The organism is Aquimarina ulvae, assembly GCF_053613295.3.
In genome coordinates this window covers 13316-32594 of record NZ_JBSIBP030000003.1, presented here as the reverse complement: position 1 = coordinate 32594, position 19279 = coordinate 13316, and the positions used below count along the sequence as shown (strand labels likewise).

20 protein-coding genes are annotated in these 19279 nt (G+C 32.5%); 5 read left to right on the top strand and 15 right to left on the bottom strand.

The window, feature by feature from the left end; translation table 11 throughout:
• Positions 1-145: 145 nt before the first annotated feature.
• From ACWGOQ_RS06965 to ACWGOQ_RS06950, 4 genes are read right to left on the bottom strand one after another with little or no spacing between them, the layout of a single operon-like run.
• Positions 146-643: a hypothetical protein gene (locus ACWGOQ_RS06965; RefSeq protein ID WP_452057233.1), complete on the bottom strand. Its 498-nt coding sequence runs from the start codon at positions 641-643 to the stop codon at positions 146-148.
• Between the two features lie 8 nt (positions 644-651).
• Positions 652-804 carry a YqaE/Pmp3 family membrane protein gene (locus ACWGOQ_RS06960; RefSeq protein ID WP_452057232.1) on the bottom strand — a complete coding sequence of 51 codons (153 nt, stop codon included), beginning with the start codon at positions 802-804 and terminating at the stop codon, positions 652-654.
• Positions 805-844: 40 nt separating this feature from the next.
• Positions 845-1057: a DUF2945 domain-containing protein gene (locus ACWGOQ_RS06955; protein WP_452057231.1), complete on the bottom strand. Its 213-nt coding sequence runs from the start codon at positions 1055-1057 to the stop codon at positions 845-847.
• A 26-nt stretch (positions 1058-1083) separates the two neighbouring features.
• Complete coding sequence (locus tag ACWGOQ_RS06950) at positions 1084-1299, bottom strand: hypervirulence associated TUDOR domain-containing protein (RefSeq protein WP_452057230.1); 216 nt, start codon at positions 1297-1299, stop codon at positions 1084-1086.
• 384 nt (positions 1300-1683) lie between these two features.
• Between ACWGOQ_RS06950 and ACWGOQ_RS06945 the strand changes: the two genes are divergently transcribed.
• The gene (locus ACWGOQ_RS06945) at positions 1684-2133 is read left to right on the top strand and encodes a ferritin-like domain-containing protein (RefSeq protein ID WP_452057229.1); all 450 of its coding nucleotides are present in this window, start codon (positions 1684-1686) and stop codon (positions 2131-2133) included.
• Positions 2134-2213: 80 nt separating this feature from the next.
• On the opposite strand, the gene ACWGOQ_RS06940 is transcribed toward ACWGOQ_RS06945, so the two are convergent.
• Together ACWGOQ_RS06940 and ACWGOQ_RS06935 are read right to left on the bottom strand one after the other, a co-directional pair.
• Positions 2214-3308 carry a DUF748 domain-containing protein gene (locus ACWGOQ_RS06940; protein WP_452057228.1) on the bottom strand — a complete coding sequence of 365 codons (1095 nt, stop codon included), beginning with the start codon at positions 3306-3308 and terminating at the stop codon, positions 2214-2216.
• 118 nt (positions 3309-3426) lie between these two features.
• On the bottom strand, positions 3427-4440 hold the full coding sequence (locus tag ACWGOQ_RS06935; RefSeq protein WP_452057227.1) for a helix-turn-helix transcriptional regulator: 1014 nt from the start codon (positions 4438-4440) through the stop codon (positions 3427-3429).
• 240 nt (positions 4441-4680) lie between these two features.
• On the opposite strand from ACWGOQ_RS06935, the gene ACWGOQ_RS06930 reads away from it, so the two are divergent.
• Positions 4681-5382 (top strand): SOS response-associated peptidase family protein, encoded by a 702-nt coding sequence (locus ACWGOQ_RS06930; protein WP_452057226.1) that lies wholly within the window; start codon positions 4681-4683, stop codon positions 5380-5382.
• A gap of 17 nt (positions 5383-5399) precedes the next feature.
• Here the strand turns inward: ACWGOQ_RS06930 and ACWGOQ_RS06925 are convergent, their stop codons facing one another.
• The 3 genes from ACWGOQ_RS06925 to ACWGOQ_RS06915 all read right to left on the bottom strand — a co-directional run bounded on the left by ACWGOQ_RS06925 (position 5400) and on the right by ACWGOQ_RS06915 (position 8083).
• Positions 5400-5708: a hypothetical protein gene (locus ACWGOQ_RS06925; RefSeq protein ID WP_452057225.1), complete on the bottom strand. Its 309-nt coding sequence runs from the start codon at positions 5706-5708 to the stop codon at positions 5400-5402.
• 126 nt (positions 5709-5834) lie between these two features.
• The gene (locus ACWGOQ_RS06920) at positions 5835-6875 is read right to left on the bottom strand and encodes an AraC family transcriptional regulator (RefSeq protein ID WP_452057224.1); all 1041 of its coding nucleotides are present in this window, start codon (positions 6873-6875) and stop codon (positions 5835-5837) included.
• A 164-nt stretch (positions 6876-7039) separates the two neighbouring features.
• On the bottom strand, positions 7040-8083 hold the full coding sequence (locus ACWGOQ_RS06915; protein WP_452057223.1) for a helix-turn-helix domain-containing protein: 1044 nt from the start codon (positions 8081-8083) through the stop codon (positions 7040-7042).
• A 203-nt stretch (positions 8084-8286) separates the two neighbouring features.
• Here ACWGOQ_RS06915 and ACWGOQ_RS06910 point away from each other — a divergent pair, with 203 nt between their 5' ends.
• Both ACWGOQ_RS06910 and ACWGOQ_RS06905 read left to right on the top strand, forming a co-directional pair.
• Positions 8287-8451 carry a DUF1328 domain-containing protein gene (locus ACWGOQ_RS06910; RefSeq protein ID WP_452057222.1) on the top strand — a complete coding sequence of 55 codons (165 nt, stop codon included), beginning with the start codon at positions 8287-8289 and terminating at the stop codon, positions 8449-8451.
• Between the two features lie 23 nt (positions 8452-8474).
• Complete coding sequence (locus ACWGOQ_RS06905) at positions 8475-8657, top strand: hypothetical protein (RefSeq protein ID WP_452057221.1); 183 nt, start codon at positions 8475-8477, stop codon at positions 8655-8657.
• 388 nt (positions 8658-9045) lie between these two features.
• Here the strand turns inward: ACWGOQ_RS06905 and ACWGOQ_RS06900 are convergent, their stop codons facing one another.
• Positions 9046-9465, bottom strand: coding sequence for an arsenate reductase family protein (locus ACWGOQ_RS06900; RefSeq protein WP_452057220.1), 420 nt, complete (start codon positions 9463-9465; stop codon positions 9046-9048).
• Positions 9466-9588: 123 nt separating this feature from the next.
• Here ACWGOQ_RS06900 and cls point away from each other — a divergent pair, with 123 nt between their 5' ends.
• Positions 9589-11010 (top strand): cardiolipin synthase, encoded by a 1422-nt coding sequence (cls, locus tag ACWGOQ_RS06895; RefSeq protein WP_452057219.1) that lies wholly within the window; start codon positions 9589-9591, stop codon positions 11008-11010.
• A 4-nt stretch (positions 11011-11014) separates the two neighbouring features.
• On the opposite strand, the gene ACWGOQ_RS06890 is transcribed toward cls, so the two are convergent.
• The 5 genes from ACWGOQ_RS06890 to ACWGOQ_RS06870 are packed head-to-tail and all read right to left on the bottom strand — an operon-like array spanning position 11015 to position 19276.
• The gene (locus ACWGOQ_RS06890) at positions 11015-11908 is read right to left on the bottom strand and encodes a DUF6268 family outer membrane beta-barrel protein (RefSeq protein ID WP_452057218.1); all 894 of its coding nucleotides are present in this window, start codon (positions 11906-11908) and stop codon (positions 11015-11017) included.
• A gap of 38 nt (positions 11909-11946) precedes the next feature.
• Positions 11947-12759 (bottom strand): phosphatase PAP2 family protein, encoded by an 813-nt coding sequence (locus ACWGOQ_RS06885; RefSeq protein WP_452057217.1) that lies wholly within the window; start codon positions 12757-12759, stop codon positions 11947-11949.
• Positions 12760-12789: 30 nt separating this feature from the next.
• Positions 12790-16455 (bottom strand): metallophosphoesterase, encoded by a 3666-nt coding sequence (locus tag ACWGOQ_RS06880; protein ID WP_452057216.1) that lies wholly within the window; start codon positions 16453-16455, stop codon positions 12790-12792.
• Between the two features lie 52 nt (positions 16456-16507).
• Positions 16508-18046, bottom strand: coding sequence for a GH3 family acyl-acid amido synthetase (locus tag ACWGOQ_RS06875; protein WP_452057215.1), 1539 nt, complete (start codon positions 18044-18046; stop codon positions 16508-16510).
• A 6-nt stretch (positions 18047-18052) separates the two neighbouring features.
• Positions 18053-19276, bottom strand: coding sequence for a Pycsar system effector family protein (locus tag ACWGOQ_RS06870; protein ID WP_452057214.1), 1224 nt, complete (start codon positions 19274-19276; stop codon positions 18053-18055).
• Positions 19277-19279: the final 3 nt, after the last annotated feature.

Here is a 19279-nt window from a genome sequence, read left to right as displayed (position 1 = left end):
CTCTCTTATGAATTAATTTAGAAATGTTATTCATTTCCTATTGACGGTATTCCATAAGTGGCGTTCAAAAGTTGACAATACTAGTTAAAACAAAAAAACTCTTTTCATTAAGAGCTGTTTTGTTAATTAATTATCAAACTGATAATTAATTTAAATATTTTCTATTATCCAGTCGCATCAATCTTTTACGCTGAAGTTCTTCAAAATGGATTCTATCGATAATAGCCTCACCTTCAATACCTTGAAAAATAATATATGTCATCATCTTAGTCACTATTTCTAGAATATCTACTGAAATCATTTTATTTTTCAGGAGTTCAGCACACTTAACTATCAGCTCTTGATCATATTCCAAACATCGACTAACTAAAGGAATGTAACGAAAATTAACAGAATGTATATTCAAATTATATTTCTCCTTTATGATATTTTCCAAACTATCATCCACCACTGATTCGAGATAAATATTATTATAAAAGCAAACTTCTCTTAACTCAAAATAATATTTATTCCGAATAACATTCTGGTGATTTAGAAACCTTGAAAGAGGTACAGTCTGCACCTCTTTTGCCGCTTTATAATATTTTCTCTCAGCTACAGATAACATACTCAATAGTTCTTGCAATTCAGTTCTGCTATGCATCACATCATTTAATCATTGACTATAAAAGCATGGATAACACCTGGTAACCATCCAATAATTGTTAGAAGTAAACTGATTAAGAAGGTTGATCCTAATCCATGCTTTAAAAAAACTGCTAAAGGTGGTAAAAGAATGTTTAAGATAATTGTTAATAATGACATCGTATTTTGTTTTAGTTAGTATTGTTTCTATTTTTCTATTTTAATTTCCTACAAAATTGACTTCAGAATCATTTTTTAATGTGTGAGATCCATCTGCAGTTCTTATGTATAGCGCCATACTTGCACTACTGAAACGCACCGTAGTGTTTTCTTTAATTTTTCTTGTAATTTTATAAGCATATGTTTCTTCTACAATTCCAGATAGCGAAATATTACCTTCATTCCACTGAACCTTCACTCCCTTCTTTATCATAATTTCTAGGTTTTAAATAGTTATTATCATTCATCTAATCTCGTTACTTCATTTTCACTCTTTAATACGTGATCACCATCTTCTTGTTCTATATATAAAGCCTTATTACTTTCTTCTCCGTTTCTCGTCACTTTGTTTCCTTTTATTGTTTTAGTAACCGTATTCACGTAAGTTTCAATAACTTTTCCTTGAGCAGTTCCCTGCCCCCATTTCCATTTCACTTTACTGCCTTTTCGTATCATAATTGTTTTACTGCAAGATTATTTTAATTCTAAGTATCAATTGATCCAATCAAAAATTTTATTGACTCAAACCATTGTATACAGTGAGCTGACAATAAAATGTTAATTTTCAAATGAGTCCACTTTTCATTTTTTTGAACAATTGTTTTAGCTATAAGCTGCTTAATTTTATCAACATAGAAATAACTTACGTATGGAATTAGAAATACTTCTAATTTTTATTTGTGGATTTGCTCTTGGAGTTGTTGTTATGATCTCGAAGAACATATTCAAGATAAAAATTAATTTTAGACAACTATTTTCCAAAGATTAAAAGGAAGTGATAAGATGGTAAGCGGTAAACATCTTTAAAAAAATACTGTAAAACTTAAAACTCAAAAAAATATGGCAACGTATTCTGAAACAGTCGGTAACAAATTAAACGACTTACTTGAAAAAACGTATGATGCAGAAAAAGGATTTAAAAAAGCTGCAGAAAATGTAGAACACTCTTCATTAAAAAATTATTTTAACAGAAAGGCGCAAGAACGTTATGATTTTGGTCATGAATTAAAAAACGAGATCAAAGCATTTGGACAAGATGTTGATAAAGGTGGTAGTGTGACCGGAAGTGCTCATAGAGCTTGGATGGACATAAAGTCATTCTTATCAATGGATGATGAAGAATCTATGTTAGAGGAAGCAATTAAGGGAGAAAAAGCATCTGTAGATGAATATGATGATGTTCTTTCAGAAACATCGCTTCCGGTAAGTACTCAAACTATTTTGGCTAATCAAAAACAGAAAATCCAAACTGGATTATCCACTATTAAAAAATTGGAAGATTTAAATTAAAATAAGTATTTGTTATCCAAAAAGATCGCTCTTTGTTTATGTCTTTTTTCCCATTTAGACTTATATAAAGAGTGATCTTTTTATTTTTTATCATTTCCTGCTTTTAGAGCATCCTCAAACTTAACCGAGTCATCTGTGATATTTTCAAAAGCTTTGATCCATGCGTTTTCGAAAATACTAAAGATAGTTGACCAGAGGTTAGTTTGTACTTTATTCAAATCACCTTCTAAAGGAATTTTTGTTGCCAGTGTATTGTTTTTATGATTTTTAAGTAAAAACTTAAAAAACCCGACGAACCCTTCCCAAAGTGTATTTAAAAAACCATCTTCTTTCCCGAGCAACTTAGCATCCTTTACGATCGGTTTAATATAGCCTGTAAGGTATCCATCTGCAATCGCCACTTCACTAAAAATACTGTAGCTTCCACTAGTAAAATCGATACCGGCATAATGGTTCGTAAAATTGTTTAGCGAAGTTACATCAGAGTTTTCTAGAGAAAAAGAAATGTCCATATCTGGTATGGTTTTGATAAGATCCATCTTTCCATTAAGTTTTACTGATCCTTGCCCGATTGAAACCGCGCTAGCATTTAAAACAGATGGTAGTGTTTCGTCCGCACGAACCACATTTCTCAAATTCTTTGCTTCTAAGAGAATATCATCAAAATACAAATCAATATTTGGGTTAGCAGAAAGCTCTACAAATGCGACCTTTCCTCTTTCGATACGTAATCTATTAATGTCAATAGGCACTAAGTCAGTTAGTGCAGTAGTCCAATCATTTAACTCTGTATCCTCATTATCATTTTTATGATCTTCAAATATATAAATCACCTCTGGTTTGGCCATGATGATTTCGGTTACAATTTTTCCTTTAATCAATGATTTCCATTCAACAGAAATATCAGTCTTAGGAAAATTCAAAAACGGAATTTGAGAGCTGCCATTTATCTTATTGAGGTACAAGGAATCAATTACATAGGCTCCACGTATTAGCGAAATATCAATATTCTTAACCTGTCCATAATATCCTGGGATAGTAGCTAAAACTGTATTTACATGTTTCTTCACAAAATAAGGCAGCAATAGTCTTGCAACCATAAGTATAAGTATAATAACAAAAGGAATAAAGAATCTTTTTTTTCTAAATAGGTTTCTGTTTTTTGATTTTTTCATCTATTTTAAAATTCGTCAGAATAATTTTAAAGATAAACATAAAAGATATCTCATAATATCTCAAATCCCACAAAAGTTACTTCTTGTCCTAAAATAAATGCTATATGAATGAAGTGCTTTACTTTTTGGTTTTGTATTCTTTTGGGCTACAGTAATATCTCTTTTTAAAGATTTTGCAGAAATAACTTCTACTGGTTAGCCCAATAGAATATACGATTTCAGAAATTGTTAATTCTGTGGTTTTAATAAGTCTTTCTGCTTTTTCTAGGCGTACATTTCGAACAAAGTCAGAAACTGTTCTATCAAACATAAACTTAAAACCTTCTTGTAGCTTAGCAGGAGATAGCCCAGATTCCAGGCATAAGGACTTAATTGAGTATTGCACCTCTGGATGTTCTTTTATTCGGTCACTTACTTCGGATATTGCTTTGAGTTCATCTTTAAGCAAACCACTAGTGTTGGAATTATTTTCTATTTCACCGTGAAATTGTTCAATATGCTTTGCTAAAACAAGGTAGTATCTTGCTTTTTGAGATAATAATTCAGATATTTCGTTTTCATATTCTACACTAAATAAAAGTTTTAAATGTTCTGCAATTTTTAAATTATAATTTCCTAAATGAAAGTGTTTTGCTTTACTCTTAATATCGATTAATAAACCTTTGATTTTTTCATTAAAATGGTTGTTCTCATCACCAAGGTTATCAAAGTATTGATTTTTATCGATGCAGATAATATTTAGTATTAAAGGAATATTTTTTTTAAGTAACAGACTACTTGACAAACCACTATCGCTATGAACCACGGCAGTTTGAAACTGTTCTATTTTTGCAGTCTCTTCATAAGCTTCGAATTGATGATAACAATGTCCTTCAAGACAGTATATAAATTGCAAAGAATTTGATGTAATAGAGCATACAGGAATTTCTATATCACTATGTAATTTTAGATTGAAATCATAGGTCTGCAAACCATTCTGAAGACTTGAATATCGAACTTGTCCCTGACCTAATGAAGGAGCTATTGCGAGTGTATGTATATCACCTTTCACGCTGACATTACCCGAAAGGTGAGCTTTAAGATCTTTTAACTCAGATGGAGTTTTTTTATACTCGTTTCTTACTTTTTCCAAACCGCCCCATATTAAAGGTATCCTATCTGAATAGCAAATAGTTACACCAAGTTACATTACAAAATTAATCCATGTAAACTCGAATCGTTATCGTTTTACGATTTTTGGTTAACTTTTTTGAAACAAATGCCAGCACTCTTAAAAAAATAATATTTTCCCTATTAAATGCGTCATTAATTAATCTATAAGAGATAATGCTTATAAGCAATTTTTTTTTAATTGCATCGGTTAACAGAAGATATGTACAAAAAAATTTCTAATATAGCAGAAAGGGAATTGATTGAGAATGAAGTAGGAATACGATATAAATTTCCACAACTTCATTTTCCAATGCAGGTAATTGATGGTTCTGAAGAATGTACATTATCCATCATCACTATGGAAGATCCTACTTTCATTTCTTATGGTATTTGGGGGTTATTACCAGAGGATTATATGGATGAATGGACTGATTTTCAAAAGGTTCGCAATACGCTATATGTTTCAAGACAAGATTTGAATTCTGATGAAATATTTCAGGAACCCTATCTCCAAAGGCGCTGTCTAATTATAGCTACCGGTTTTTTTGTCTACCACTTATACCGCGGTTCTTTATATCCCTATTATGTATATTTAAAAAATAAAAAACCTTTTTACATTGCTGGAATTTATAACGTATTAGATGATGGTTTTATCACCTGCTCTATGTTAATGACTAAATCAAAAGGTTTAATTGAAAATGTTCAGAATCTGAATAAATCAATGCCTTTAGTTATTCCGAAAAAATATCAAAACACCTGGCTGGATGTTCATGCTGATAAAAAAGAGCTTGATTATATTTTAGAGAATTGGGAAATGCCTGACTTGTGCGCACATCCCATTGCCAAAGAATTTTTTAAAAATGATATTTCCTATGACTCCATGTTAACGCCAGTATATTATGAAGGTATCCCTAGTTTTTAACATTAAGTCACTCTGCATCAGCCAGCACCTATAATTTCTTCTTCTATAGTTCCTATATCAATTTTTAAGGTCATTGGTATTATTCCATACCTTGGACCAAAACCCTCAGTTAAGAATTTACCAATATATTGTTGGGCAAATTCTATATTTCTAAATATAAAAGTTCCTCCAATGGTTTTTGTTTCCCTATTTGTATAACAAAATAGACAAATCAATCCTTTGGTATCTTTTAGCATTTGATTTTTCTCCTTAGAAACCTCACCAATACTTTCCATTGACAAATTAGACTTGAATTTCAGATTCACTATTGCCTTTTTATAATTCATTATTTTTAATTTGGGGTTATATGGTACTATTAGTAAAAAGATTTACTTACTGATAATCAAGCAATTTTGAAACGATAAAATGTAAATAAAAGCTCCTTGAGGTATTCAAAAAATCAAATCTATTTTTCACTTTGATTTTTTCACTTTGATTTTCTTTCTGTATTCTGCAGGTAGAATACCATACTTTTCGAAAAAAATCTTCGAAAAATAACTTCGACTTTTAAGACCAATTTTATACACTATTTCAGAAATAGAGTCATCAGTGTTTTTTATATAGTCTCTAGATATCTCTAATTTTAACTGACGGATATATTCATTAACAGATTTAGAATACAACACTCTAAACCCAAGCTGTAGTTTCTTGGGACTCATACCTACTCTACTTGCTAATGAGCTAACCGAAAGGGGTTCAGAAATATTATCAATAATATAGCCAGACAAATCATGAACCTTTTTTATATCTTCTTTGCACAGTGATTCGGGTAAACTCTCATTATTTTCGTGATTATAATGCTCTAACATTTGCATGGCTATAATCAAATTAAGCTGTCCCTCTATAGAAAGTGTTCTTACGATACCACTGCCATGACTTTCCTGCAATTGCCTAATTTGATCAGCAATTTTAAGATTGTAATTACCTAAATGCTTAAAAGGTAAAGCATTTTCTTCTTGATTAAAAACCGATTGTAAACCCTTACCAAGGTATGAAAGATTGTTGTTTTTTTTCTTAGAATATTCATCTGGCAGAACGTATATAAAATTAACCTTTACTGTAACTGCACTAGGAAAAATATAAGTTTCTTTTGATAGTTTCCTGGTGGATATTATGATATTCTGATAACTCTCGAAAGAATATGAATCTTTACTGGCATCATTGATATAATCTAAATTCCCTTCGGATATAAAAACAAACTCTATCGGATTTGCATTTTCGATATTGAAGATGATCTTGGTATCTTCAAAAAAATGAACATCATAATCTACTAATGTTATTCCCCAATCAAAAGCAATACTTCTAATTGTTCCGCTACCAAGTTCATTATCAAACTCGAGAACAGATTCACCCCATTGTTCAATAATATCCCCTCGTAAATACTTATGTAATTGTTCTAAAATTTTTGTACCCTCAACACTACGTATGTCAATTTCTTGCATGTTGCTGCTCAATCTAACTTTGGTTTCACAATTTGTACAAAGAAATTAGATTTAGCTTAAACGGATTAACAATTTTGAAACTTATACTAACACAATTGGTCAGTTTTAATTATAGAAGGAAATCAAATAGAGGATGAAATAGGAAAAAAAGCTATAACTTTTTTTGATCCAAAGTTTTAAGCAGATTGTGAACTTCTTGTTTTATTTCTTACTTGATCCAGATATTGTTTTGGCGTAACACCATATTTTTTCTTGAAAAGTTTAGAAAAGTAACTTCTGGAATTAATTCCTACTTTATATGTAATTTCGGTAATGTTAAGGTCAGATGATTCTAAAAGATCTTTAGCCGTATGGATTCTATGGTTTTTGATAAACTCATTTACAGATGTTTTATATAATTTTTTAAATCCATTCTGAAGCGTATTTTGGTTTAACCCGACACGTTTTGCTAAGTTTATTACGTTGTCCACACTTTCTAATTCTTCTTTGATGATTGATACAGCTTCCTCTATACTTTCTACAGTAGATTGTCTGAGTATTAATCTTTTATCTGGTTTATTAAGGTCATCTAAGTATTGTTGCAACAAGCGTGTTAAAATCTCATACGCCTTCCCTTCTAGAAACACCTGACGCATAAACCCAGTAAGTTCACATTCTGTAAATTCGGAAATAAACTTAGAAATTTCGAGGCTATAATAGTTTTTATAAAAAAACTCATTAATCCCATTTACATCCCTAAATAGTTCAATCAGATCCTCATTCATATCTGGAAGGAACGACTCAATCTTCTCCTCAAACTGTTTCCGGTCGATCTGAAGTGTGAAAATACAGATTGGTGTATTTGAGGGTATTTTAAAGATATGATTATTCTTTGGTGTACTAGAGATCATAACATTCTCTAGTCTTCTTATCTCCTGAAAATCCTCAGTATCCTCTAACTTGTAATAAAAACTTGATTCTCTGTTAAACATAATTTTTAGAGGATGCATTACACCCTTCTTCATTTCAAAACGAAAATCCTTCTTTAACAAATAATCAGTTTCTATGACACCTATTCCAAAATCAAAATGATACGATTTCACATATCCGGATCCGAACTCTTCAGGTAACCGCAAACAACGTTCACGATTTGACTCTTCATGCGCAACACCTAGGACTGTAGCCAGATCAGCAATAATGTCCTTAACATCCTCGTCTTTTATCTGTATCTTTTTTTTCATTTAATCTGGTTAGAAAATAATAGCATATAAAGATACTTCTAATATGTAATATTTGACTTAAAAAAATGATTAAAACTAAAGGAGTTAATAATAGAAGTGATACAGCTAACAAGTTCTATATAATTTAAGGAATTTTACTATTGAAAGATTTGAACATCAGATCGCTCTGTGAAGAGTCATTTTAAAACCAAAAAAAATAAATTATGTTACGTTGGACAGTAATCTTTATCATTTTAGCTATCGTCGCAGCCGTATTTGGATTTGGAGGAATTGCAGCAGGAGCTGCCAGTATTGCTAAAATCCTTTTCTTTGTGTTTATAGTTTTATTTCTATTATCACTTATATTCGGCAAACGATTTAAAGCATAACCTAAAATTAAACTAATATTATTATGAAAAAATCAATCATATCATTTGCGGCAATGTGTTTAATTGTCGCCACTACATTAAGTTGTAGAGAAAAGAAAACTACTGGAGAAAAAGTTGAAGATGCTGTAGAAGAAGTAGGAGACGAAGTAGAAGAAGGAGCAGAAGATGTCAAAGACGCTGTAGATGATGCTACAGATGATAACTAAGCGCTATTTGTAGAAATTTCTGCAATAAAAACAGGTAATAAAGGTAGGCAATTACCTGTTTTTTTTTTAATATACGATAGCGTTGAAAAAAAACAAGCATGAAGAATTTTCAACCAAAAAAAGTTGTACGATTGGCGATTCACTTTTTTGTACTATTATTTATAGTAATGTGCATATATTTTGTTAATATCTTTATATAAGATATAAATTAGGAATCAAAAATTTGGAGATAACATTAAAAGATCACGAAACACGCTGACAAATTCTGGAAAACCTGAATTTAAAAGAAAGCGTTCTTCGATCAGATAAAAATACCGCATAGGATAAAAGTATTGAAAATAAGAGACTATAATTTAACTAACGAAATTAGCTTGATACTACATCCTGATCACTCCTCTTTCTTAGATGGATTTCTAGATACGCCTGCGCTATCCGGCTCTATAAGCTTTACAAAATCCGAAGGATTTTCTATTTGATAAAATTTTTCTCCCAATATTAAAATGGGACCTCTAATGACTTCTGGATGATTATTAATAATTTTAAGCCAATCATCGACTTCTAGCCGTGCATCAGTACCATAGGACTTATTAAATTTTGGATGCTGTTTATCTATCAATTCATCGATATCAATACCTAAACGATCTTTAATTTCGATCCATTGCGTATTCGCAATGTTAGTTTTAGAAGTATCAATAGATAATATCTTTTTTTTGGAAGATTTTACATAACCTAATGTCTGCTTACCAATAGAATTCTCAGAATTATAAATCAAAGTAATTTTATTTTTATCTGTTGAAATGACCCCCATAGTATTTAAATTTTTAATTTTAATAAAATTATTCTTTTTCACGTAATCGATGTAGTTCATTACGGATAAATAGTAACTCATTTAAAATAGTAAAAAAACTTAACCCTGTAAAAAATATTAGATATGATTATTGCACTCGTTCTCTATGGAGTTCTTACTATACTTGCTATTTTACATATCATTCTGTATGGTTCTAGACCAACCAAATCATTGAGCTGGTTACTGATCGTTTTAATCTTACCTATTGTTGGTGTTTTTTTATATGTTGTTTTTGGTATTAACCGAAGAAGGATTAAGATTTTTAAACTTAAAAAAACTGTTCAAAGACGTTTATATGAAGATAAGTTTCGAGATAAATTAGTTAAAGAAAGACAGGTTGAATTTAAAAACAAGAAGAGCGCAAAACTATCTAAATTATTAAGAAACAGCTCTAAGTTTGCCGCACAACCCGCTAACCAAATTTCTGTACTACAAAATGGAAAGAAGACATTTGATACCATTTTTGAGGAATTACAGAAAGCTGAAAATTTTATTCACCTCCAATATTACATTTTTGAAGAAGGTGAATTAATGGACAGGATCTATTCTTTATTAAAAGAAAAACTCGAAAAAAATGTAGAAGTTCGTATTCTGTATGATGCTATTGGCAGTTACTCTCTACGAAAAGAAGTCATTAAAAAGTTTAAGAACATCGGTGCAAAAGTTTATCCAATTATGTCTTTGAGTTACGGAAGTTTTATGTTTACATTAAATTATCGTAATCATAGAAAAATTATGATTATAGATGGAAAAGTAGGTTTCACCGGTGGTGTCAATATTTCGGATAAGTATATTAAATCAAATGACGAATTAGGCATTTGGGATGATACGCATTTATATATTAAAGGTCCTGCGGTAGGTAATTTACATCGAGTATTCATTAAAGATTACTATTTTGCCAGTGATCAAGAATTATTATTAGAAGAACGTTATCTTCCTGAAATTGAAGAAAAAGGAGACGTAACGGTACAGATAATTACCGGCGGACCCGACTCAGATCACCCTTCAATCATGCAGCAATATATTACCATGATCAACCTGGCAGATGAATATATCTATATATCGAATCCTTATTTTATTCCAAATAGTGCTATGCTTGAAGCATTGAGAATTGCTGCATTAAGCGGTGTAAAGGTTAAAATACTGGTTCCAAAAAAGTCAGATTCTTGGCTAGCAAAATACAGCATGCTTTCTTTTTTTGAAGAACTATTATTTTTAGGGATTGAAATATATCAACAAAAAGATGATTTTCTTCATAGCAAAGTAATTGTGATGGATGGAGAAATAGCTTCTATTGGGTCTGGTAACTTTGATCATCGAAGTTTTGAGCATAATTTTGAAACTAATGCACTCATTTATGACAAAACCGTTGCAGAAAGTATTTGTAAAGACTTTATGGCAGATTGTGAAAAAAGCTTATTACTTACATATGATACTTACAAGAACAGACCTTTACAAAGAAAATTATCAGAAGGTATTGCCCGGTTTTTTAGTCCACTGTTGTAGTAATTTAAATTTTAAACTTAATTCCTGCTCGAATGTAGAAACTATTCTCGTCATTAATAGTTAACACATCATTATTATCCACATCTCTTAATCTAATATCATTAAGCACTGTAAATCCCCCATAGGCATACGCCAATAGATGATCTGTAAAAAAGCGCTCATAACCTAAACCTGCAAGAGCGATAAGCATAGAGATATCTTCTGCTACATCTGGTTGATCAGGAGAAGAAAGATTAGGTATTTCTTTATTATTCTGAATATTAGCATAAAAACCATCTAAAGTTACAAATGCTTGAACCACATTTTTCTTATTAATAAAATATTTGAGATTACTCTTGGGTACACCTACAGCGTATGTCCAAGATGGATGAAACTTTTTATAATAATTAATAAACGGCAGCGGAAATGGTCTACCAGCAGTGGTCGAGTACTGCAACCCCAGAATTAATCTCCAGGGTTTATTAGTGGGATTATCTGTTCTGTCTTTTACAAAAAATATTGAGCCAGAATACAGTATATCTTCTGATATCAATTTTTTAGTCTCAAAATTAGACGCTGCCATCACTCCTCCTTTTATTGCAAAGCGCCAATCATTTTTCATCTTAAATGTATATCCCAAAGAAAGTTCATAAGAGGCAAAACGATCTAAGTCTTCTACACTAAAAGAAACGACATCTTCATAATCAAACGCTACACTTCTATACTCAAAACCAGGAACTAGATATGATCCTTTGTCATTTAGCTTAATTGGCACATTTACAAATGCACGAAAACGCTTGAACGAATTATCACTGCTTCGTTGAGGAAAATAGGTGTATTCAACTCTGGCAATATCTGTTACCTGAGCCTGTGCAGAAAAACTTAGAAAAATTATGAATATCAATAAATATCTATACATAGAATGCTTTTTTTAAGTTAAAAATCGGACTTGAGTCTTTAGAACCGGTAAGAAAGATAAACTACTTGTTGGCGATTTCCCAAACCAGCTGAGATAGTTAGGTTTTTATTTTTCTTTTTATGAAGTTCTGGCACTAAGATACCGGTTGCGGCTCCCAGAGCATACCCCAAGATAACATCAGTTAAAAAGTGATTTCCTGATTTGATTCTAAAATATCCAACAGTTGCAGGTACTAGTGCTGCTCCTGCCCAAATGTAAGGCTTGGCTTTAGAATCAGGAAAATAATCATTGTACACTTTCGCTGCAAAAAATGTGGCTGCCGCCGAAGCTGCAACGTGTCCGCTATAAAAAGAACGCTGATTGTCGTTGGATAACCTTCTATCTAATGCTAGTTCTTCATTATAAACTCTCGGCCTGCTTCTTTGTACCAAACCCGCTGTTATTGTAAACATAGCAGCAGTAGTCGACATTGTTTCTAAAAACATTACAGATAATTGTCCTGCATCATTTCTAGTATTTTTATTAAGTAACAGTAAAAATGGAGTTGCAAAAGATCCATAAAAGGGAATATCACTAATTTTACTAGCATTTTCATCATCATATCCGGCAGCCCATCGATCAATACCATTAATATCATCTCGGTTTAATTCAGATAATTCTTGTTCGGTTAGATCATCCTTGTTCTGAACTAAAATAAGTCCGTAAGTAGATAATGCAAGACCTCCTGCTACCCAAGCGCCGTCCTTCCAAAAATCTGTTTGATAAGGAGATGTTGTACGCATTGTATCTTGAGATCTCCCGTTGAACATAACTGCAATAAGCATTGCGACCAATGTAATTTTATTTCTCATTTTCATAGAATTTATAAATAGTATTAATTATTATATTTTCAAAGCCAATGTGAACGAGAATCTAGCTCCATCATCACCAGCAAATAAATTGAAGGTTCCTTTTACCTCATTTAAACTGTTAATCCAAAATCCACCACCTACATCACTATTCCATTTCTCTGAATTATTACCACTAACCCACACACGACCGGAATCCGCCCCTGCAAAAATTCCTATTTGAAGAGGTAGTAAATTTGTTTTAAATTGTTTGAAACTATATCGTAAATCTGCGCTACCTGAAAAAGCAGTTTGTCCTGTAAATCGTTCAGTTCGATATCCTCTTAATAAATGGTCTGCTCCTATTCGAGTACCTTGATAAAATTCGTAATTTTCGCCAATATTAAATTGCGCTTGTGCGGCAGTTTTCAATACTAATCTACGATTGCGGCTTACTGAATTATAAAATCCCAAATATGATTCTATATGTCCAAAAGTTCGTTTGGAATCTTGAACATTGGTAGTCACTCCTCCATTAATTTCAAATTTCATGCCTCTAGTAGGGTTTACTATCACATCGTAGCTCTCATACCTATATGTTGCACTTAGATCCACAAACCACTTACGTTCAAAATCTTCTGTACTTTGTAGGTTTGCTCCTTGCGTGATAAATCGATTAGGAGTATCATCAATTTTTATACTTTCTGTTGTTACTTTGTACTCGAAATAGCTTCCAAAACGACCACTTTTTAACACCCCTAATGAAGCACTATATTTGTTTAATCTAACGCGATTAAAGTTAAAACCTACTGTGTCCTGATTGTTAACAGTGTTATTTCCAAATCCGAAAAAGTTTACGGCGTAGCTAGGACTGGTATATTTCGCTTCTATAAACATACTATAATTGCCCAAAATTCCGGCGAATTCTCCTTTATACCCTAAGTTAAATCCATGAGTAGCAAAATAATACCCTCCTGAAAATGTATGACTACTGGAAAATGGATTCCGTTGTACACCATTAAATGTGACTATTGACAATGGACCGATATGCATCCCATCATCCGGATTATAACCAATTACAGGTAGAATCGAAGAATCAATAAATACTTTTTCATTTTTATCGAAGTTATTTATCTCATAATTGTCAGTAAACTTAATTCTTGCCCCTCCTTTTTTATGAACGGTGTTTGGTTTGCTCTTATGATCATACACAGCGATCCTTCTTCCTTTATCAAATCGATAAATGTCATTGTTTTGACCGCCAATTATTTTAATTTTAATTGGTTCATCTGGTGTACCGTATGCTTCAAAAATATCGTCATCATCTAATCCATAAATCCAGATTTCTTTAGTATCCTTTTTATCAAAAACCCTTTCGCTAAACGACGTTGATTTTTTACCGTCTATGATTCTTGAAAGTGTAATTTTAGTAATTCCCTCTTTCTTCCGTTCAATCTGAATGAGATCATCTTTATCAGTTCCCATAACTACAGCTATATCCGATAAAAAATCATAGTATCTATTTGCTATATCAACTAAGTTCTCTCTTCTCCCTTTTAAATTGTTTTTGATGACCTTTAAGTCCTCTCCTTTAGCTTCTGGAGGAATATTTTTAAAAGCATTCTCGATGGCAGCATCTGTTAGATTTTCTGTGATATAAGTAGCTTGTTTTACCCATTCTTCTCTTCCGCTGTTTCTAATGAGTGTTCTGTCTAATTTGATAGCCGATGCATTAATCCATTTCACATCGTTCAATTTATCATCATATATTTGAAACTGATTTGCAAAACCAAGCAGTCCTTTTAGTGTACCTAGAAATCCCCCATCAAAATTTGAGAATGCTTGATCCCTATCCCTTGGAATAGGTTTAAAAACATGATCTCCATTCCCTAATTCATATTCTGCCCATCTCCATTGATCCTGATGACGATCCCAATCACCTATTAACATATCAAACATTCTAGCTCTTATATAGGCTGATTCATCTATCTTATATTTTTCATCTCGTCTTAATCTTTCATATACATCAGATGTACTTTCTATATCATCCGGTTTTCCAAATGATGCCAAATCTTTATGGTTCTCTTCTGGTCTTTCTTCGATCATATACAGTTCATCCCCGTGATCAACATTATATTTTCCTAAAGATCTTTGTTTTGGCACATAAAAAAGCTGTGGATTTGTATGATTGATATTGATTGCATCAGAAAGATCAGGTATGACTGTAAAAATGAAAGGGTGAGCAGCTGTATAGAAATTAAGTAGAATGCTTTCAGAAACTGTATTTTCCAACGATTCCTCAATATAATTATTAGGAAATACAGTTGACTGTAAAAATCTTATTCCACTCTTTTTGAGAGCCCTCATATTATACTCTCTTCCATTTTTATCTACCAATCGTAATGATCTTGTTTGGTGTCCTCCTCCTTTTCGAACTACGCTTAATCCACCATATAGCGTATCCAAAACCGCTACTTTAGCGTTTATTTTCGTTCCATATAATTCTCTATAATGATCTCCCCATATACTCTCGTAAACTTCTGTCTTATCGGTCTCCTCTTGATACACGGATGTCTTAACGGTTTTCTCTGTAATCTCTGGGATAGTTGATAAATCAAAAGACTCCTTCTTTGTTACTATCTCTTTCTTAAATAATAATTGAGGCTCATTATTTTTAGCCCCGAAATAAGAAACCCAAGAGGAACCATTTTCGTAAATATCTAACCTTACAAAACCTTGTCCTCCATAGGCAAAAAGTCCATCATTACCCAACGTAGCATACGAATTTTTTGCTCCCGCTCCTGATACTATTTGTTTGATTCCATTATGTTCAATATATTGAATAGAATGTTCGTGACCAGATGCGAAAACAATTCGATCCGAGCCTTTTGCTATTGTCTCCAACCTTCTTACTAAAGATTTATAGAACCTATTTTGATTGTCTTGAGGAGAAACTGCTCCACTTGTACGAAGTTGCATAGCGAGTGAACCCAAAACTGGTAATGGTAATTTTTTCTGAGAAGGATAGAGGTGTTTTACAGGAGCATATTTTCCTCCATGGACACCATTTGTATACAGTGGATGATGCAAAGCGAAAATAATCGTTTTATCCTGACTTTTTTTCAACTCACTTTCAATCTCGAGGAACATTGCTTCACGAGTTTTAATCTCAGGGCAATTATCGTTTATAGTAGGATGCTTGTCCCAATCCTCGAGATACCATTGAGAATCCAATATAATTAACTGAATGTTGTCTGTAATTTCTATACTCTCCAGTGCACAGCCTTTGGATGGTTTAAACACCTTTTTATCTTTTAGTTTCTTCTCAAAGTATTTTTCTTCTCTTTCTAACCCTTTAAGGCCTTCATTATACCAATCGTGATTACCTGGTATGAAAAATACCTGTCCTGCGAAGTTTTTAACGGCATTTATTTGAGCATTTAGACGGTGTTCTGCTATTTCCCTATCTTCTTCATCTTCTTTTGGCATCCCATCAGGATATATATTATCACCTAAAAATATCGCGTAGTTACCTGTTTCCTTATTGTTCTCTAAATACTTCTCAAACGCTAGCAATGCTGGTGTGCTACCTCCAAAATTTGCATACCCTGCATCACCAATTAAATAAAATGTTTTTTCTATTTTATTCTCTTTTGGTGGATTTACCTCAACATACTCATCCCTATATTGTGGGTCATAAAGTGCACAACCTGATAGCATACACGCGATTATTATGTAGAATATATTTTTATAACTCATAGGTTGTATTAAACTATTTTGGCTTTTTTTGAATTGAATCTTCACAAAAAGCCTCCCATTCAGTAAACTTTTCTTCAGACATGACACGTTCCATTTTTACTTGTCCACCTTTTTTCTTTTGAGCACCGCTCCATTCTGAAAATACGGCCTGAGGAACAGTCGTTACTTTAACTCCTTTGAGCGCCTTACTACGGGCTACTTTATAATTTTTATTAGCACCTTTTAAAGCATTATCAAGTGCTTCTGCTAAAGTTTCATTGTCAATAGAAGTTTCTGTTCCCAAGTACCAATGGTGATGAAACTCATCATTTATCCGAGTCGCTGCCAACGTAAACTCAGGTGTTTCTATGTCAAATTTTTCTTCTATCTCTCTTAAAGCGGCATTCATTTTGTTGACTGATAACTGAGATCCAACGACATTAAGGAAAAACTTGGTACGACCGGTAATTCTAATTTCTGCTCTTTCAACATCAGTAAATTCTATAGTATCGCCAATAATATATCTCCAAGCTCCAGAAACAGTACTCATAAGCAATACATAGTCTTGATCTGTTTCTACATCTGCTAACGCAATCGAAGGCGCATTCTGTTTTAATGATCCATCTTGGTTAATATATTCTGGTTGAAAAGGAACAAACTCAAAATAAATTCCATTATCAGTAATTAACTTCATAGCATCCGTTCCAGGACGCTCTTGATATGCAACAAACCCTTCTGAAGCCAGATAGGTATCAATTACTTTTATAGGATGCTTCAATAAACTATTAAAACTTTTTTCATAAGGTTCGAACGCTACACCTCCGGAAGTATATACTTGTAAATTGGGCCATATATCGTGTATGGTATCTACTTTATGATACTCAATTACTTTTTGTAACATTAATTCCATCCACGATGGAATTCCACTCAACGCTCCTATATCCCACTGCTTGGCATTTTCTGCAATTCTTTGAACTCTTTTATCCCAGTCATCAATACGGGCAATTTCTTTTCCGGGTTTGTAGAAACCTTCAAACCAAAATGGAATATTACTTGCGCTAATTCCGCTGATTTCACCTTCTAAGTGACCGTCTCTTTCCTGCAAATCTGTTGAACTCCCTAGCATCATAATTTCTTTTTCAAAAAAAGAGGCTGGCAGATCAAAATTCGATAACGCTTCGACCTGCTTGATTCCAGCATTGCGAATAGATTCTATCATTTCATTCGTCACAGGAATACGTTTACTTGTTTTTCCAGTTGTTCCAGAACTGAGCGCAAAATAGTTAGGACTATCTGGCCAAGTAACATTCTCTTCTCCATCAACAACTCTATGCCACCATTGTTCGAATAATTGGTGATAGTCGAAATAGGGAACGTTGGTTGCAAAATCTTTTTGAATCTGCGAAGACTTCAGTAGCTCTTCAAAGCCATATTTTTTTCCAAAAGCTGTTTTTGAAGCACTTGTAAGTAACTGCTCCAATACTTTTTGTTGAGATTCTATATGATTAGGTTCTGAGGTTAAAGCTCCTTTCAAATCAATAGCGCCTTTAATAATACTGCCTATAATTTTCATAGAATTTTATTTTGAAATGATTGGTTCTGCTACCTTTTCTGCAAGATCTACATTGCCAAAAGCAAATATAAATGCAACAACAGAAAGTATAATTCCTATAGTGAATACGATATACGTGATTTTTAAAAGTTTATATTTCCTTTTGAGCACTAACCCAAGAAGGTACAGGTCTTTAGTGAGCATCTTGTACACATATTCTTTGTCATTAATAACCTCATCAATTGCTTCTTGATATTTTTCATATGGCATTTTGAAGAAGTTTCCGAAAAACAATAAATTCACTTTTCGTTTTCGTACCTGATCCTTCGTAAATTCTCCACCTGTTACATTTGGTTGAGTAGACATTATCGAAAGAATTATAGCAGCCACACTAAACAACACTAAAACCAAACTGGGTATCATAAGGTGTCTGTTTGAAGGAGCGTCTAGTTTTGGAATTAGATTTGCCAATGCGAGCGAAATAATAATAGCATTTACTGATAGCAATATGTTAGCTTTGGTATCTGCAATATCACTTAGTTTTATATGATTACGCAATGTTACACGAAACAATGTTTGAATTCCTCTTTCTGGGCTTTCGTCTTTATATTTTGCTTTCAATTTAGCTTTTAAGTCTTCTTTTTTTCTTTTTTTCTTTCTTTTTTTTCCTTTTTTAATAATGCTTAATAAGTTCTTATTTTTTAGCGGCTCCCAATTTTCAATCGCATATCTGGTATAGTATTTATGCTCTTTTGTAAAGAGTCTTAAATTTTCTTCTCTCCATTCTACAGATGAGTATTCTGATATCTCCTGTAAACGCAACTCTTGTCTTAATAATTCGCTAACTTCTCTATAATAATCCTTTGCCAGATGAGAATTGTCTGCATCTTTTAATATTTCTTCGAGCTTGGTATCAGGTTCTATACCCACTTTTGTAGCTCTTATACAACCTGCTACTTTAGCTTTATTTATCTCATCAAAAGACTGGTCAGTAAGAAATTTTTCTAAGAATATTACACTTTCCTCCTCGTGGTTTTCTACTCCTTTTACATAACCAGCATCGTGAAACCAGGCTGATAGCAGAACAATTTCCTTCTCTTCTTTCGTTAAATCAGAACTTTTAGAAATCTCTTCTACACTCTCTACTACCCGTTGCGTATGTAAAAAATTATGGTATAAAAATGTTTTTGGCAATTCATTCTTGAATAGATTAAATATGTAGTCTTCTGCTTTTTCTAATATAGTTCCCATTGT

What these genes read in the sequence shown, in the direction of transcription:
- ACWGOQ_RS06965 (WP_452057233.1), bottom strand. Translation starts at nt 643, where the DNA reads ATGCATAGCAGAACTGAATTGCAAGAACTATTGAGTATGTTATCTGTA.
- ACWGOQ_RS06960 (WP_452057232.1), bottom strand. Translation starts at nt 804, where the DNA reads ATGTCATTATTAACAATTATCTTAAACATTCTTTTACCACCTTTAGCA.
- ACWGOQ_RS06955 (WP_452057231.1), bottom strand. Translation starts at nt 1,057, where the DNA reads ATGATAAAGAAGGGAGTGAAGGTTCAGTGGAATGAAGGTAATATTTCG.
- ACWGOQ_RS06950 (WP_452057230.1), bottom strand. Translation starts at nt 1,299, where the DNA reads ATGATACGAAAAGGCAGTAAAGTGAAATGGAAATGGGGGCAGGGAACT.
- ACWGOQ_RS06945 (WP_452057229.1), top strand. Translation starts at nt 1,684, where the DNA reads ATGGCAACGTATTCTGAAACAGTCGGTAACAAATTAAACGACTTACTT.
- ACWGOQ_RS06940 (WP_452057228.1), bottom strand. Translation starts at nt 3,308, where the DNA reads ATGAAAAAATCAAAAAACAGAAACCTATTTAGAAAAAAAAGATTCTTT.
- ACWGOQ_RS06930 (WP_452057226.1), top strand. Translation starts at nt 4,681, where the DNA reads ATGTACAAAAAAATTTCTAATATAGCAGAAAGGGAATTGATTGAGAAT.
- ACWGOQ_RS06925 (WP_452057225.1), bottom strand. Translation starts at nt 5,708, where the DNA reads ATGAATTATAAAAAGGCAATAGTGAATCTGAAATTCAAGTCTAATTTG.
- ACWGOQ_RS06915 (WP_452057223.1), bottom strand. Translation starts at nt 8,083, where the DNA reads ATGAAAAAAAAGATACAGATAAAAGACGAGGATGTTAAGGACATTATT.
- ACWGOQ_RS06910 (WP_452057222.1), top strand. Translation starts at nt 8,287, where the DNA reads ATGTTACGTTGGACAGTAATCTTTATCATTTTAGCTATCGTCGCAGCC.
- ACWGOQ_RS06905 (WP_452057221.1), top strand. Translation starts at nt 8,475, where the DNA reads ATGAAAAAATCAATCATATCATTTGCGGCAATGTGTTTAATTGTCGCC.
- ACWGOQ_RS06900 (WP_452057220.1), bottom strand. Translation starts at nt 9,465, where the DNA reads ATGGGGGTCATTTCAACAGATAAAAATAAAATTACTTTGATTTATAAT.
- cls (WP_452057219.1), top strand. Translation starts at nt 9,589, where the DNA reads ATGATTATTGCACTCGTTCTCTATGGAGTTCTTACTATACTTGCTATT.
- ACWGOQ_RS06890 (WP_452057218.1), bottom strand. Translation starts at nt 11,908, where the DNA reads ATGTATAGATATTTATTGATATTCATAATTTTTCTAAGTTTTTCTGCA.
- ACWGOQ_RS06885 (WP_452057217.1), bottom strand. Translation starts at nt 12,759, where the DNA reads ATGAGAAATAAAATTACATTGGTCGCAATGCTTATTGCAGTTATGTTC.
- ACWGOQ_RS06880 (WP_452057216.1), bottom strand. Translation starts at nt 16,455, where the DNA reads ATGCTATCAGGTTGTGCACTTTATGACCCACAATATAGGGATGAGTAT.
- ACWGOQ_RS06875 (WP_452057215.1), bottom strand. Translation starts at nt 18,046, where the DNA reads ATGAAAATTATAGGCAGTATTATTAAAGGCGCTATTGATTTGAAAGGA.
- ACWGOQ_RS06870 (WP_452057214.1), bottom strand. Translation starts at nt 19,276, where the DNA reads ATGGGAACTATATTAGAAAAAGCAGAAGACTACATATTTAATCTATTC.